Below are 15,057 nucleotides of genomic sequence, written 5' to 3' on the forward strand. Positions count from 1 at the left end.
TTGTCCAGTTTGGCGGTCAGCGTATTCCACGTCGGTTAAGTTCGGCCTGATAGCGCCGGGCATTGGCCATGTGTGTTGCATAGTCAGAGGCAAAGTTGTGGTAGCCTGAAAAGTCTTCTTTCGCACACATGTATATGTAGTCGTGTTTCGGAGCATTCAGCACCGCGTCAATTGTTGCAGCTGCCGGTATTCTGATAGGTCCGGGAGGGAGTCCGTTGACTTTATATGTGTTGTATGGCGATTCGATAGCAAGGTGTTTACCGGTGATTCTGCGCAGGGTGAAGTCACCTGTTGCAAACTTGACTGTTGGGTCGGCCTGCAGTTTTATCCCTTTTTTGAGACGGTTGAGATACAGACGCGCCACTTTCGGCTTTTCATCGGCCTTTGCTGTCTCTTCTTCAACAATAGATGCAATTGTCGCTACCTGAGAGGTTGTAAGTCCAAGGCTTGCGGCTTTGGCCCGGCGCTCTTTGCTCCAAAATCGGTTGCGGTAGTCAAGCAGGCGTCTGACCACATTGGCCGGAGAGGCGCTCCAGTAAAACTCATAGTTGTCAGGAATAAATGCGGCCGAGAAGTTCGGTCGTGAAAAACCGCTGTCAGGCAGGACTTCATCACAAGCCCGCTGAAATTCATCAGGAGTGCATTGAAGCTGTGAGGCTATACGCTCAGACAGCTGCTTCATGGTTCTTGTGCCGTTGAACCGGACATCGACAGGTGTCTGGCGTCCGCGTGCTATGCGTTTGCTGATATTCAGTGCGCTTTGGCCTCCACTCACTTTATAGGCTCCCTGCGAAACATCAGAATTTCCTCCGAACAGTTTCCAGATTATATAGACGCGGGTACCCATTGATGATCCCAGCGAATGTTTCATCGAGTCTTTGACTGCATTTGTTGAGATGCCCTTCGGAATATAGATCCACTCGCTTTTGCCGTCTTTGGCGGAGTAGGGGATAAATACGAATCCTATGGCCGAGCATACCGCTACGAAGATAGCGATTGCTCCGATGAGCAGTCCGAGGCTGTGTCTCTGTCCCCATGACTGTTTCTTCTTTTTCTTCCGTTTAGTTTGTGTTGCCAGGGCTGTGAATTTTAAGGAGTTATTCTGTCTGAAACCGTGTTTAGCGAAGATGGTGGAGCGAATCAAGCATTTCCTGCAGACGGTCGCGGACCTGCCTTAGCCGCTGCACGGTCTCGAATTTTTTTGTAATGCCGTCGCGATTGCGTTTGAGTTCTTCTTGAGCCGCTTCAAGTTTCATGCCTTTGTCCTTGACGAGGTAGCTGATCATGCGTATCGCTTCGATGTCACGAGGAGTATAAAATCGTGTGCCACGGTCGTTTCTGCGTGGATTGATTGTCGGGAAGATGTTCTCCCAGAAACGCAGTGTTGACATTGGCAGTCCTACCATTTCGGCTACTTCGCTGATTTTATAATATTTTTTGCTCGTGCTGTCCATTGGCAATCGGAGGCTGTTAGCTCAAATTGCAGGCAAAATTAGCCATAAAATCCGAATCTGACAATACTTTCTACGAATAGAGCAGAGCCTTGTCACGGCTCTTTCATTTAAAAATGCTTGGAATTTTCAAAGTGCATGACTGATAGTTAGTTAAAAGTCATTAACCCTTTTATCCAAAATGAGATTAATACAGCCATTGCGTAACTGCTACATATAACTACTTGATTAACAGTGGCGCATTGTAGCATCAAAGTTAAATGAAAGAGCCGTGGAGCCTTGTGCGGAGGGGTGTCTGAAAATGTTGCCAGATACTCTCCGGGGACAAGGCTCTGCCGGTATGGCCTGCTGTTTCTACAGGCGTTTAAGTTCTGCTTCGGAAGCCGGAACTCCTTTATATGTGCTCTTGCGGGGCTGAAATCTGTAGATCAGGCTAAGAGCGATGCCTCTGCGGTCATAGCTCTGCTTTTTGTCGACAAAGACACCACAGGTGTTCATTGTCCAATCGTTGTTCGCGGTGTTGAATATGTCAGTTGCCGAGAGTCTGACGGTCAGAGATCTGTTCAGAAATGTTTTTACGACGGAAGCGTCAATTGACATCCATGTCGCACCGAATCGGTTTGTGTGCATGTCTCCCTCTGTCTGTCCGTTCATATTGGCTGTTATCGACCATCCGTGAGGCAGTGAGAACGTATTGTCAAAGTAGTATGAAAATATAGGCTTATTGTGGCTTGTATTGTCGAGAGTCAGCCATTGTCGATACAATCCGGCTGTGACATTCGGTGTCCAGCAACCGACGGGCTTGCTCCATACAAGGTATAAGCTGAGTGCGGTAACGTCAATGTTGACCGGGTGCATGAGCAGTTGCAGGCTGTTTGCTGGATATAGTTCCTTGATGTAAGCGAATGTGTCAAGGCTACGTGTCAGATCGCCCTGTAGTATAAAATCTTTCCACATCCCGAAAAGCCTGATGTCATGCATTCTTTCATCACGCAGACTTGGATTGCCACCCTCTATTTCGTGTTGCCCGACATAGTTTAACGATCCTGTAAGGCGGGAATATGGAGGTTTCACCGTGGACATTTTATAGCTCAGGCTGATCTGAGCGTCATTATTGAATGTGTAGCCGAGCGAAATGTCTGGTGTAAGCATATGGTCGCGGCGGCTTACGTCTTTATCTCGCTTCCTATCGGTCCTGAAATCATAGTCAACATACTCGTATCTTGCTCCGGCAGAAAGAGAAAACTTCCCGAACATGCGTGACCATGACGCGAAAAGCGCGGCTGAAGTCTGCCTTGTGTCGGTCAGAGAGGATGGAATGTATTCTCCTATCAGGCTGTTGAGCATGTGGTAGTCAAGTTTGGTATGAGTGTAGCTGTCCTGTGTGCCTATGGTGAAATTCCCGTTCCAGATAGGGTAATCCAGGTAGAGTTTGGCAGCCCAGAGAGAGGATTTGCGCTTATCTGTAGAGTTGACATCCGGATCTGCTGATTCAGGATATGTCGTTGCTACGCTGCTGTTGCCTTCCGAGAGGCGGAAGTCTCCGTCAAAATGGATTCTGTATTTGTTTGCAAATGTGTTCTCATAGTACACTGATGCGAGGTGGCTGTGGGCACGGATGAGTTTGTCTATGTCACGCCTAAGCGCAGGATTGCTGTCAATCCATTCGGTTCCGGAATTGCTGAAGTCGCCGTGCTCAGGGTTGTAGCGATAATATGCTCCTGCTGATTGGGAGTCTTTGGCATAGTTGAAACCGGCTTTGACAACTCCGGTTTCGGTAGGGTAGGAATTATTCTGACTGCTTCCGACCACTGTTTTTGTCCCCTCATATGTGAGCGTGTTTGTGGTGGTGCCTTTAGCAAGTGAATTATCATAATTGACTGAACCGTTGACAAACAGTTCCAAATTGCCGGTCCGGTAGCTGAGATCGAGATCATCCATGACCGACCATTTGCGCCTTCGCTTAACCTGAAGCTGGTTGGTGGCGGAGAGGCCATCGATGAAATTGCGCCTGGTGGTGATTCTCAGTACTGCGTCTGTCGTGCTTGCGTAAGCAGCGCCAGGAGCCATCAGCAGTTCTACTTTTTTCAGATTTGAGGAGAGTATCTGCCGTAGTTCCTGCTCATCGCGCATCTGCCGCCCGTTGATATAGATTTCAAGATTGTGTTTGCCTATGACACTGACGGCATCATCCTGCACTTTTATCATAGGAAGTTGGGCGAGGACGTCAAGAGTATTGCGGGTCAAGCCGAAAGCACGGTGCATGAATTTTGAGAAAAGTGTTAAATTTGTGGCATGAAAACCGCAGATGCAATATGGATGTGCCTGCCCGAGGGCATGGACGAACTATTTGAAATGGTGCGCTTCGAGCGCACGGAACAGTCCTATGACATATGGCTTGACGAAAAGAAGAAACTGTCTGATGAAGACTATCGTAATCCAAATATCGTAGCGCGAGGCTATACGGATTATGTAACAATACAGGACTATCCGATGCGTGGACGGCCTGTATTTCTTCACATGCGCAAGAACAAGTGGTGGGACAGGCAGACCAACGAAATCTTCAGCTACAATCTCGAACTTCCCAACGAGGAAGGAACACGACTCAGCGCCGAGTTCGTGGCTTTTTTAAAAGACGAAGGTGGAGACGACAGCCCTGTCGATTAAACAGATAGCGCAGATGTACTGCGTCAACGGCAAACATTTTGCCGACTTGTACCGCAATAAGATAAGCGGTTACGCCGACTGGTGCGAACAGGAGCTTGGCTGTGGGTTCTATTTCAACGCCGATAATATCGGCCCTTACATGAGTCTTGATGAGACGTGTCTGAGCAACGGGGAGGTATGGACGTTCCTGACCAACAAGGACGGCCACGGAGGCAAGGGAACACTTGCGGCAGCCATTCCCGGAACAAAGAGTGACGAAATTATATCCATACTCATCGGAGCTATGGAGAAATCAATCAGACGCAGGGTCAAGGAAGTGACCTGCGATCTCTCGCCATCAATGATGCTCATAGCCGCAGAAGTGTTCTATAACGCCCATGTAGTCAACGACCGTTTTCATGTCCAACAGGTCTATAATGAGGCCGTTGACGAAATCCGCATTGACATTCGCCGACAGCTCATCGCAGAGGAAAACAACCGCAACAAGTCCGAACCGCCGGTAACGTACTCCAACGGAGAGACCATGCGCCAGATACTGGCTCGCAGCAAACACACTCTGATGATGTCGCAGAACAAATGGACTGACATACAGCGCCATCGTGTCAACATACTGTTCAAATACTATCCAATATTGAAGGCTGCATACAGCCTTGCGATGGAGCTGCGCAAGATTTTCAACGCTAAAATCTCACCGACAAAAGCCATGGGGAGGATGAACAAGTGGTATGAAAAGGTAATGGCATTGGGTAACAACAACTTCCGCTCGGTAATCAAAACATTCAAGAACCACGCCCCAACAATCCTGAACTATTTCCGTCGTCGTGCGACCAATGCCTCTGCCGAGGCATTCAACTCTAAAGTCAAAATATTTCGCTCACAAATGCGTGGTGTCCGGGACCGCGACTTCTTCATCTTCCGATTAGTCAAACTCTACGCCTAAAAATTTAACACTTCTAATTGCCCAATTTAACATATGCACCGTGCTTTCGGCTTGAGCCAGTATTGCCGAGTGTTGCAAGATTAGAGCCTGGAATGGAAGATACAAGTGTTGAGCCGACAAGCTTTGTGGCGGGCTGTTTTGCCGTGACAATGATCTCCTGCAGCTCATGCGTTAGGCTGTCAGGATCTGTCTGGACTTGAGCTTTTGCTGTAATGGAGGCAAAAAGAATGGTAAGGCCTGTGATGAATGTTTTTGTGTTCATGCGAGTAAAATTGATACTGCAAAATTACTCGCAAAACCTCTGTAAATCCAAAATAATAGTCTGACCAGGAGAGTCGTAATAGGTTGATAATCAGTGGTGCGTTTTGTTGTTTTTCGGAAAAGTCTGACCGCCGGAGAAAAAGGCTTAAAAAACAGACATAATGTCCGGGCGGGCAGGCGCTACGTTTTCTTTGAGGCGCGATTTCAGCCGTGATTTACGTTTATATATCACATCGACGGATTCGCCGAGGAGCAGACTGACAGTGCGTGTTGAAAGTCCGCTTGCGAGATAAACCAAAAGCTGATAGTCTTCCGGCTTAATGGCGGGATAATTCTCACGGACTTTGATGAGAAGATTGTCGCGGCAGTCGTTTACGGCCTGTTCCATGTTGGGAAAAGAGTCTGTGCGCACAGACTCGATTTCAGCTTTTACTTTGTCGATTATCGCCTTTCGCTCAGTTTTTGCCCCTTGTGATTCATAATATGTCTGGCAAAGGGAGTCAATTAATGTAAAACGGCTTTCGAGCAGGCCGTGGAGCTTTGATTCGAGGCGTCCGATGTCACCACGGCTGGCATCAATCTGAATTTTAAGCCCGGAGGCCTCAGACATAAGTGCATCGTTGCGGGCTGATTGCAATCTGATGCGTTGCCGCATCCAGGCTATTGTCATGGCGGCAAAAAGGAGAATGACAAGGCCGATTGCCAGCTGCATCTCACGTTTGGTCCGTTCCTTATACAAAAGAAACTCCTTTTCTTTCTGTAGGTAGAGCGCTGTGGCAAGAGCATCGGATCCACCGGTTGACTGTATCAAGGCTTTAAGCCGTGAAGCTTTTTTGTGTTCATCAGTCTGGTTGTGCCTGTTGTAGTAGTCTACGGCTATATTTATTATAGTATCTGTGGGTGCTGAGAGTCGGTTGATAACCATCGCCTCGCTGTAAAGAAGCGCCCAACGAGCCATCGTGGCTGAGTCGCGGAATTCGGACACATCAATGCTGTTGAGCCGAGACATAGCTGCGGATGGATCACTCTGCATGAGGCGTTCGGCCTCATCAAGCACTACCGGATGCGAACTTGAATAACTGCATCCGGTGACAATGACCATAATGACTATGTAAAGCAGACTACGCATGATGCAAAATTAAGCAAAAAATTCTGTACCATACAATATCGGCTTGTCTTTATTGTCAATCGGCCGCTATTTTCAGAATGACGAATGGTGATTTTTCAGATTATGATGCTGTTATACATTGTTATATGGGTTAAGTTAAATTGTTTTAAAAGCGAGTGCGGAGAGTGGTGAATTATCTGAAATTCTGTGATTTTAAGCCGGATTTAATTATGCCTGATAGCATCTTTTCTCTGCCTTTGATCTGCAATTAGCCGATAAACTCAGAAGAATTTTTTAACTCTCCAAATAAAAAATTATGAAAAAACTATTGCTTGTCTCTGTTGTGTTGATCCAGTCATGTATAGCGCTATTCGCCCAACAATTATATAATGACAGTACTTATAGTTATAGGGAGATACGATTCCCTCTGACAGAGAGTGACACGAATACTGTTTTCTACTATTTCAATGATGAATGGATTCCGGGGCTCATGCTGGAAATGGTCGAGCCACAATCAATAGAGAAGATTGAAATTAAAAATGACAATTTTGGGAATCAGGCAGTTTTCTTTACGTTGCCTTCAAAAACTCTGTCTCAACTGAAAACGAAAGCCGATGAAATCAGAAAGCATCTGTTTGAAAATTATGATCCTATATGTGAATTTCCGGGAGGTAACGGTCTGTTGAAGGAATGGTTGAGCGCCAACAACAGAATTCCGGAAGGATATAAGGGACATGAAAGGGTAGTGGTTTTGTTTAAGGTTCAGCCTGACGGTGAAATCACAGATGCTAAAATGTTGAAACAGAGCAAAAACGAGGCTGTCAATGAAGGGGCTTTGAGGCTGGTTGGTGAAATGCCTAAGTTTCGGGTCAAATACTATACTCCAAAGAAGATGCCGGTCGGAATGGCTCTCCCGATTGTGTTCAAAGATCCGAATGCAATTTATATCAGATAAAAAGGAGTCGGTTTACCAGTCATCATCGTCAAGATCATGGTATAGATCAAGAGTATCTTCTACATCATCGTATATGTCATGATCGTATTCGATTTCGTCAAGGCGGTCTTGCAGTCTGTCTATTTCATCTTGAATACGGTCATAGCGCTCTGACATGATGTCGCAATCGTCAAGCTGGCATTCAAGTCTGTCTATACGGTCTTGCAGAGCGTCAGTGTCATTATCGCTTATATCGTCGGCGTAGCGGGAATGTTTGATGTATGGCTGAATTGGCTTCGACGGCAGTTTTGGAGTTATAAACAAAAAAATACCGACAAGACTTTCGACGGCAAAGTGATATGAATTTTAAGCAGTTTCTAAGATGATGCGTTGTCATTAGAAGTTAGCAGTTTGTCTATAACGTATTTATCAGCTTGTGCTCTGGAGGTGAATTTGATCACGTTTCCGCTGAAATTGTCTAAGAGTAGATTTATGACCGGCAATTGATCGGATGAAAAATTCAGGATCCATTGCCGGAATTCTTCGTCAAGGACGAACTCGGTCCAGGGTATATCTTCTCTCGGTCTGCCAAGCCTGCTGATGGCTCCGTCAATGCAGGCTTCTGATGGAAGATCGAAAAGAAACACAGTGTCGGCTTTCTGAAGCCTCATCGGGAGTGTGCGGAGGTAGTTGCCGTCAATGATCCAGTCTTCATAATTGAGTATTTCAGAGAGCCTTGTGTCAAATTCATCGTGAGTCACTGTCGTTCTGTCTGGCTTGTGCCAGATCATGTCGAGATAGTACAATGGCAGACCGGTCTTAGCGGCAAGTTTACGTGCAAAAGTGCTTTTCCCGGCTCCGGGGCAGCCGATGATCAGGATGTGTTTCATGATTCTGTGGTTCATATTTTGCACATAGAGTTACTTTTAATAACAAGTATAAAGCCGGTATGGAGTCAAAAAGATATAGCGCATCTTTTGTCAAATATAATGATGGTGATATCCTCTCGAAAAATCAATTGCAAAGATATGATTGTTTATGAATCGAGTCAATAGATTGTGCGGAAAATGGCGGCTCCCGATATGTCGATAGAGTTGGCAGACTGAGCTCTGACCCATGATGAACTGTGGGCAAGGCAGAATGTGGCAATAAAGAGAAACAGCCTTGATTTTATTTGAGATCAAGACTGTTTCCTATTTGTCAAAAAGCACCGACGGATTAATAATGTTAATTCCGTTTAATAAAGAGGAGTTGGAGACACCTAAGATTCAGGTTCAAACATATCCTTCCCAACTCCGCATTCAGGGCAGAGCCAGTCTTCGGGGAGGTCAGCAAATGATGTACCGGGCGCAATGCCATTTTCAGGGTCTCCGACAGCAGGATCATAGATCCAGCCGCAGACAGTGCAAACGTATTTGTCCATAAATCAAATGTATGTTTAAAATAAACACCTAACGGAATAGCAAATTTGAGTAAAGCGTAGCGAACAGACTGAAAAAGCGTTCGTTACGCTATATTTTTCTCTTGTTCAAAAGCCAAGAAGAGACAGAATATGGACAAACGCAGCAAAAGTTCAGTTACTTTATCATTACCCGTGCGATGATGCAAATTTCTTGCGAAACCTAAATTTTGCATCGTTTGGCGTTATGTGTCGTATCTGTCGGTAACTCACTATGAATTAATTTTGTAACCAAAAAAAAGTGAGTTATGAGAAGTACATTTAAGGTATTGTTCTACGTGAAGAAAGGCAGTGAGAAACCCAACGGCAACCTGCCTTTGATGTGTCGCATTACGGTGGACGGAGAGATTAAGCAGTTCAGTTGCAAGATGGATGTTCCCTTGCGCCTGTGGGACGTGAAGAACAACCGTGCTTCGGGTAAGAGTGCCGAAGCGCAAAGAATCAACCGTGCCGTTGACAAAATCAGAGTGGAGATAAACCGCCGTTATCAAGAGTTGATGCAGACGGACGGTTATGTCACTGCTGCCAAGTTGAAAGATGCCTATCTCGGCATCGGTATCAAACAGGAAACCTTGCTAAAACTGTTTGAACAACACAACAGCGAATTTGCCAAGAAAGTGGGACACAGCAGGGCAAAAGGAACATTCCGACGTTATGTTACCGTCTGCAAGCACATCCGTGAGTTCCTACCCCATACCTACAAGCGTGAAGATATTCCGTTAAAAGAGTTGAACCTCTCGTTCATCAACGACTTCGAGTATTTCCTGCGTACTGAGAAAAAATGCCGCACCAATACCATTTGGGGCTACATGATTGTGCTGAAACACATTATTTCCATAGCGAGGAATGACGGTCGTCTGCCGTTCAATCCCTTTGCAGGGTACATCAACTCTCCCGAAAGCGTGGACAGAGGGTATATTACGAGAGAGGAGATACACACAATGATGAACACCGATATGCCCGACAAGACACACGAGCTTGTCAGGGATTTATTTCTGTTCTCCACCTTTACAGGTTTGGCATATTCCGATGTCAAGAACCTTACGGAAGACAACCTGCAAACATTCTTTGACGGAAATCTGTGGATTATCACCCGAAGAAAGAAAACTAACACGGAATCCAATATCCGATTGTTGGATGTTCCCCGAAAGATAATAGAGAAGTACAGGGGTATGACAAGAGATAATAAAGTATTCCCCATGCCGAGTAACACGACTTGCAACAAGAAGCTGAAAGCCATTGCCAAGTTGTGCGGTATAAAAGTCCACTTGACCTATCATGTAGCAAGACATTCGGCAGCGACCACTGTGCTGTTATCCAACGGAGTACCCATTGAAACCGTCAGCCGACTTTTGGGACATACCAACATAAAAACGACCCAAATTTACGCAAAAATCACAGCCCAAAAGATTAGTCAGGATATGGAAACATTGTCGCACAAACTGGAGGATATGGAAAAGAACATTTGCAATGCCATTCAGTAACCCTTAAATCAAACGATAATGAAAGAGGAAAGAAACATCATAACAATGAACGAGTTCGGCAATGTAGTTATGCCGAAAGATATACAGGCAACCGCCATGAGTGAGTGGGAGCTTTGCGAGTTGTTCAATGTAACCGCCCCGACTATCAGGGCAGGGATAAAGACACTCTGCAAGAACGGCATTCTGAATGAGTGTGAGATAAGGCATACCATCCGACTGTCCGACAAGTGCAGCATGGAGGTTTACAGCCTTGAAACGATAATCGCCCTTGCGTTCCGTATCGGCACATACAGTGCGAAGCAGGTGCGCAATGCCGTTCTTGAAAGACTGTACTTGCGAAAAGAGAAAACAAGCATCTTCTTTTCGCTGAACACCAACGGCATAGCCAAAGCCGAATACTTCTCGTAGCTGAATTGGTTGCACGACTGACGGAATCCATTCATTCAGTCACGAATAGAGTAATCAAGCCAGCGTGTCAGCATATAATCTGACCGACATATCAACAGGAACTCCAATTTTTTCTCCCGAAAAGCGTAATCCCCACATTCGTTTTTTGGGAGTTTTTTCGTCTGTCCTGCCCGACTTCCGTTCCAAACCATTGAAAGTTTTTTCTTCGGGGGCTATTTGTCACCGTTCTGCCGCGTTTTGCGTAACAACTTATCCGATAAATGCTTATACTTTTGTAGCTGGTATTTTTCAAACTTAAAACCATTTGATTATGTCAGCTAACAAACAACAAGACAGCCACAGACCGCCATCGGATGGTGGCATGGCAAAGGAGGAATTCATCCGAGTGGGGACTACGCTTTACAAGATTGTGGAGCAGCCCAAACTGAACGGAGGGTATGTAAGGAAACGCATAGCATGGAACAACGAAACCCTGCGCCAAGACTACGGCAAGGACTACATCGGCAGCGTTCCCAAGTATGACGGCTTCTGCACCGTACCCGAACACATCGGCTACCATCCCGTGGTCGGCAAGTTCCTTAACCTCTATGAACCGATAGACCACCAACCTAAAGAGGGCGATTTCTCGCATATCCAATCTTTGGTAGGTCACATCTTCGGGGAGCAATACGAGTTGGGCATGGACTACCTACAACTGCTCTACTTGTACCCCATTCAAAAGCTGCCTATCCTGCTGTTGGTATCAGAGGAACGCAACACAGGCAAAAGCACATTTCTGAATTTTCTAAAACTCCTATTTCAGAACAATGTAACCTTTAACACCAACGAGGATTTCCGTAGCCAATTCAATTCCGACTGGGCCGGCAAACTGCTTATCGTGGTGGACGAGGTGCTGCTCAACCGTAGGGAGGACAGCGAGCGGTTGAAGAACCTAAGCACCACACTTTCCTACAAGGTGGAAGCCAAAGGCAAAGACCGTGACGAGATAGCGTTTTTCGCCAAGTTCGTGCTATGCTCCAACAACGAGTACTTGCCTGTAATCATTGATGCAGGGGAAACACGCTATTGGGTACGCAAGATAGACCGCTTGCAGTCTGATGATACCGACTTCCTGCAAAAGCTGAAAGCGGAGATACCCGCCTTTCTTCATTTCCTGCAACACAGAACACTATCCACCGAAAAGGAAAGCCGTATGTGGTTTGCTCCATCGCTGTTGCATACCGAAGCCTTGCAGAAGATAATCCGCAGCAACCGTAACCGACTGGAGATAGAGATGCACGAGCTGATACTTGACATCATGGATAGTGTCGGCACGGACACATTCTCGTTCTGCTACAACGACATTCTTCTGTTGCTGGTACACTCGCAGGTAAAAGTGGAGAAGCACCAAGTCCGAAAGGTGTTGCAGGAGTGTTGGAAACTTACGCCTGCACCCAACGGACTGACCTATACCACCTACCAATTCAACTACAATCGGGAGTGTCGGTATGAGCCTGTAAAACGGGTCGGTCGTTTCTATTCTGTCACGAGGGAACAACTTGAATCCCTGTAATATCATTCTTTTTTTGTTGAATTGATGAATAAGGATATAACTATGCTGACAATAAACAATATACACTCTCAACAAAATCTCAACAATCGAAAAGAGAAGTTGAGAGAGGAACAGCACCCGATTGTTGATTTCTCTTTTGGCGAGTGGTTTGTTGAGAAGATGTTGAGCAAATATCTTTCTGTAAATAAATGTGTTATATAAGCCATTCAACAAATCAACGTTTTTACAATCATCATCAAATCTATAGAATATCATGAACATACAAGAAGTTAAACAAATCAGAATCGCAGACTATCTGCAAAGTTTGGGTTACACGCCCGTCAAGCAACAGGGCAGCAGCTTTTGGTACAAATCACCGCTGAGAGAGGAAACGGACGCATCTTTCAAGGTAAACACAGAACTCAACAAATGGTACGATTTTGGACTTGGCAAGGGCGGTAACATCATCGCATTGGCAGCGGAACTCTACCATACGGAAGATGTAACCTGCCTGTTGAAGCGCATAGAGGAACGGACACCATACATCCGCCCTGCATCGTTTTCTTTTGGCAAGCAGCAATCCGACAACCGCACTTATCGGGTATTAAGAGTTGGCGAGCTGTCATCACCTGCGCTCATTGCCTATCTGCAAGAAAGGGGGATAGACATTGAACTCGCCAAAAGGGAGTGTAAGGAACTGCGGTTTGAGAATGCCGACAAACCCTATTTCGCCATCGGCTTCCCGAATATGGCAAGAGGGTATGAAGTGCGTTATCCAAACAAGAATAAAATCCAAACCTCTTCCGTAAAACCTATATTGTGTAGTCAGTTCTATATATAGGTTTGGATTTTATTTTCTCATTTTATGACACGGAGACCGCAGAGTTCAGCAAAAGATTGAGGAGCCTTCTTCCATTTTTTAGGTATTTCTCTGTCTTTTTCGTTCTCAATTGTGGCAAGAGCCTTTTCTTCCTGCTCGGTTGTAATATCAAGATAAACCATAGTAGTTTTGACATCAGCATGTCCAAGGAGAAAAGATATCTGTACGATATTCATGCCATCTTCAAGCCAATGAGAGGCTTTCGCATGTCTTATTTGATGGGCGTGCAGGTTCAATGGGACTTCCGGGCATTCTCCATTAGCTACTGCCGCATATTTATGAAGTCGTTTTGCAATAGCAGGTTGAGTCATCTTGGTGCTAGTCCCTTTTATCCGTGAATAAAATACATAGGAATCCGGATCTAGTTGCGTTGGATGGAACTCCACTATATATTTTTCAAGATGCGCCACAACTTTTGGAAGCAGATAGAGGGTTCTGACCTTATTCCCCTTTCCTATTATCGTAGCGTATGGCTTGGAGGCATGAAGATGAAGATGTTGTATCTTCATAGACAGCACCTCGTCTATTCGTGCGGCAGTGCCATACATCAATATGAGAAACACGAGATCACGGCGTCCAGTTGAAGTATTCGTATCAGGTGCATTCAACAATGCTTTCACCGCATTCTTACTCAATCCCTCGACTTTCTTACGGACTGACCTCTGTCTTGGTATTTGAGCAGACTCGCAGGCCAGATATGTCAGGCTGACATCTTTCTCGGATAGGTATTTGATAAATGCCCTGATGGATGCAAGGCGGTTGTTGCACGTTTCGGAAGAGTTTTTTCTGTCATTCTTCAGCCAAAGTATCCATTCTTCTATGACCTGACGTTCAAGAAGCTTGAAAGAGAAAGTCCTGGCATCAAGACCTTTTACCTGAGTTATAAAATGTAGGAACAGAGACAGTGCGTCATGATGGTTCTTCACTGTATGGGCGCTGCTTGATTGGACGGTTGGCACATAGACAGTCAACCAGTCATTGATATGGCGCGAGAATGCAACGGCCTCTTTATTCGGTTTCTTCATGGTTGACATCGGTTAAATCAGGGACAATGTTATCGAAGGATTCTTGTGTCCTCTCTTCTATAATATCGGAGAGTCCGGGCACGAGGGAGTAGTAATAGGCAGTGCTCTCTATCACACTGTGCCCCATGCTCTTGGACAGATATAACAACTTTGAGTTAAAATCCATGCCGCGGTTAATCCAGTTGTTTATATTGGTTGTGGCATAATGATGTCTCAGCGCGTAGGGAACAGCATGACATGGACTTACATTTTTCCAGATTTTCCGAAAATTGTCAGATACCCATGAATTATCATGAAAAGAGTTATTTCTTGCGGGAAAGAAATAAGTCCGTTCAGGGAATATGTCAGCTATCGCCTTGTCGTATTCCCGCATAAGCTGAAGCATACTATCGTGTAGGACGACAAAGTGCTGGTCATATCCCTTAGATAGCCTGATATTGAGTACTCCAGTTTCAAGGTCGACATCCTCACATCTGAGCAGACGAGCCTCCGTAGTTCGCACTCCAGAACTGTATAGTAGTCTGAAGAATACCGGTATAGATATATTGCGGATTCTGTTTTGTTTGGTCAAAGGGCCGGACAGAGTGTCGCATCCATTGAAAAATCTTCGTAGTTCATCTTCTGAAAAAGCATGAGGGACGTATGTCGAACGCATCTTTTTGGGAAGCTTCGGTGGATTTACGTTGGTCAACCCTCTTGATTTGAGATATTTTACGAAAGCTATTATCGGATAGGCCCTTGTCTGGCACGATTTTCCACTTTCAGTATCCCGTTTGGCGCACCATCCATCAACCATTTGTTGAGTCAGAATGCTTTCGCCCGGATATCGGTGGTGGCAATATCGATCGAACAGACGCATGCAGACTTCATAAGAGGTGACATTCCAGTGTTCAGAAGCGACTCTGAAAG

At 45.6% G+C, this 15,057-nt stretch carries 16 protein-coding genes and 1 pseudogene; 7 read left to right on the forward strand and 10 right to left on the reverse strand.

The features are described 5' to 3' along the window. Positions 1 to 16: 16 nt before the first annotated feature. From mltG to E7745_RS08380, 3 genes are all read right to left on the reverse strand, one after another. On the reverse strand, positions 17 to 1,144 hold the full coding sequence (mltG, locus tag E7745_RS08370) for an endolytic transglycosylase MltG (protein ID WP_240740276.1): 1,128 nt from the start codon (positions 1,142 to 1,144) through the stop codon (positions 17 to 19). Then, a complete protein-coding gene (locus E7745_RS08375) occupies positions 1,119 to 1,454 on the reverse strand; it encodes a MerR family transcriptional regulator (RefSeq protein ID WP_107032526.1) in 336 nt (111 codons plus the stop codon). Before E7745_RS08375 ends, mltG begins: the two co-directional genes overlap by 26 nt. 351 nt (positions 1,455 to 1,805) lie before the next feature. Then, positions 1,806 to 3,716, reverse strand: a complete 1,911-nt coding sequence (locus E7745_RS08380; protein WP_136408633.1) for an outer membrane beta-barrel family protein — start codon at positions 3,714 to 3,716, stop codon at positions 1,806 to 1,808. Positions 3,717 to 3,746: 30 nt separating this feature from the next. Here E7745_RS08380 and E7745_RS08385 point away from each other — a divergent pair, with 30 nt between their 5' ends. Both E7745_RS08385 and E7745_RS08390 read left to right on the forward strand, forming a co-directional pair. Then, positions 3,747 to 4,118, forward strand: a complete 372-nt coding sequence (locus E7745_RS08385; RefSeq protein ID WP_107037111.1) for a transposase family protein — start codon at positions 3,747 to 3,749, stop codon at positions 4,116 to 4,118. Further along, entirely contained in the window at positions 4,093 to 5,058 is a 966-nt protein-coding gene (locus E7745_RS08390) for a transposase (protein ID WP_240740261.1), read from the forward strand. Before E7745_RS08385 ends, E7745_RS08390 begins: the two co-directional genes overlap by 26 nt. 13 nt (positions 5,059 to 5,071) lie before the next feature. On the opposite strand, the gene E7745_RS08395 is transcribed toward E7745_RS08390, so the two are convergent. Together E7745_RS08395 and E7745_RS08400 are read right to left on the reverse strand one after the other, a co-directional pair. After that, positions 5,072 to 5,320, reverse strand: coding sequence for a hypothetical protein (locus tag E7745_RS08395; RefSeq protein WP_136408634.1), 249 nt, complete (start codon positions 5,318 to 5,320; stop codon positions 5,072 to 5,074). 144 nt (positions 5,321 to 5,464) lie between these two features. Further along, positions 5,465 to 6,448, reverse strand: a complete 984-nt coding sequence (locus tag E7745_RS08400; protein ID WP_136408635.1) for a hypothetical protein — start codon at positions 6,446 to 6,448, stop codon at positions 5,465 to 5,467. A gap of 295 nt (positions 6,449 to 6,743) precedes the next feature. On the opposite strand from E7745_RS08400, the gene E7745_RS08405 reads away from it, so the two are divergent. Further along, positions 6,744 to 7,382 (forward strand): energy transducer TonB, encoded by a 639-nt coding sequence (locus tag E7745_RS08405; protein WP_107032529.1) that lies wholly within the window; start codon positions 6,744 to 6,746, stop codon positions 7,380 to 7,382. A gap of 12 nt (positions 7,383 to 7,394) precedes the next feature. Here E7745_RS08405 and E7745_RS08410 read toward each other — a convergent pair whose 3' ends face one another. From E7745_RS08410 to rd, 3 genes are all read right to left on the reverse strand, one after another. After that, entirely contained in the window at positions 7,395 to 7,685 is a 291-nt protein-coding gene (locus E7745_RS08410) for a hypothetical protein (protein ID WP_107032530.1), read from the reverse strand. Between the two features lie 53 nt (positions 7,686 to 7,738). Further along, positions 7,739 to 8,251 (reverse strand): AAA family ATPase, encoded by a 513-nt coding sequence (locus E7745_RS08415; protein WP_107032569.1) that lies wholly within the window; start codon positions 8,249 to 8,251, stop codon positions 7,739 to 7,741. Between the two features lie 371 nt (positions 8,252 to 8,622). Beyond that, positions 8,623 to 8,784, reverse strand: a complete 162-nt coding sequence (rd, locus tag E7745_RS08420) for a rubredoxin (protein WP_107032531.1) — start codon at positions 8,782 to 8,784, stop codon at positions 8,623 to 8,625. Between the two features lie 284 nt (positions 8,785 to 9,068). Between rd and E7745_RS08425 the strand changes: the two genes are divergently transcribed. The 4 genes and pseudogenes from E7745_RS08425 to E7745_RS08440 form a co-directional block, all read left to right on the forward strand. Continuing rightward, complete coding sequence (locus E7745_RS08425; RefSeq protein WP_016564205.1) at positions 9,069 to 10,304, forward strand: site-specific integrase; 1,236 nt, start codon at positions 9,069 to 9,071, stop codon at positions 10,302 to 10,304. Positions 10,305 to 10,322: 18 nt separating this feature from the next. Beyond that, a complete protein-coding gene (locus E7745_RS08430; RefSeq protein WP_016564204.1) occupies positions 10,323 to 10,712 on the forward strand; it encodes a hypothetical protein in 390 nt (129 codons plus the stop codon). A 310-nt stretch (positions 10,713 to 11,022) separates the two neighbouring features. Further along, a complete protein-coding gene (locus E7745_RS08435) occupies positions 11,023 to 12,264 on the forward strand; it encodes a primase-helicase family protein (RefSeq protein ID WP_016564203.1) in 1,242 nt (413 codons plus the stop codon). Between the two features lie 253 nt (positions 12,265 to 12,517). Then, positions 12,518 to 13,015, forward strand: a pseudogene (locus E7745_RS08440) (CHC2 zinc finger domain-containing protein); the annotation flags it as partial. 86 nt (positions 13,016 to 13,101) lie between these two features. Here the strand turns inward: E7745_RS08440 and E7745_RS08445 are convergent. Further along, entirely contained in the window at positions 13,102 to 14,148 is a 1,047-nt protein-coding gene (locus E7745_RS08445) for a tyrosine-type recombinase/integrase (protein WP_068960001.1), read from the reverse strand. Beyond that, entirely contained in the window at positions 14,132 to 14,944 is an 813-nt protein-coding gene (locus E7745_RS08450) for a tyrosine-type recombinase/integrase (RefSeq protein WP_202413023.1), read from the reverse strand. The genes E7745_RS08445 and E7745_RS08450 overlap by 17 nt, the downstream gene beginning before the upstream one ends. Positions 14,945 to 15,057 lie beyond the last annotated feature (113 nt).

The sequence above is a fragment of the Duncaniella sp. C9 genome, from assembly GCF_004803935.1.
GTDB classification, from domain to species: Bacteria; Bacteroidota; Bacteroidia; order Bacteroidales; family Muribaculaceae; genus Duncaniella; species Duncaniella muris.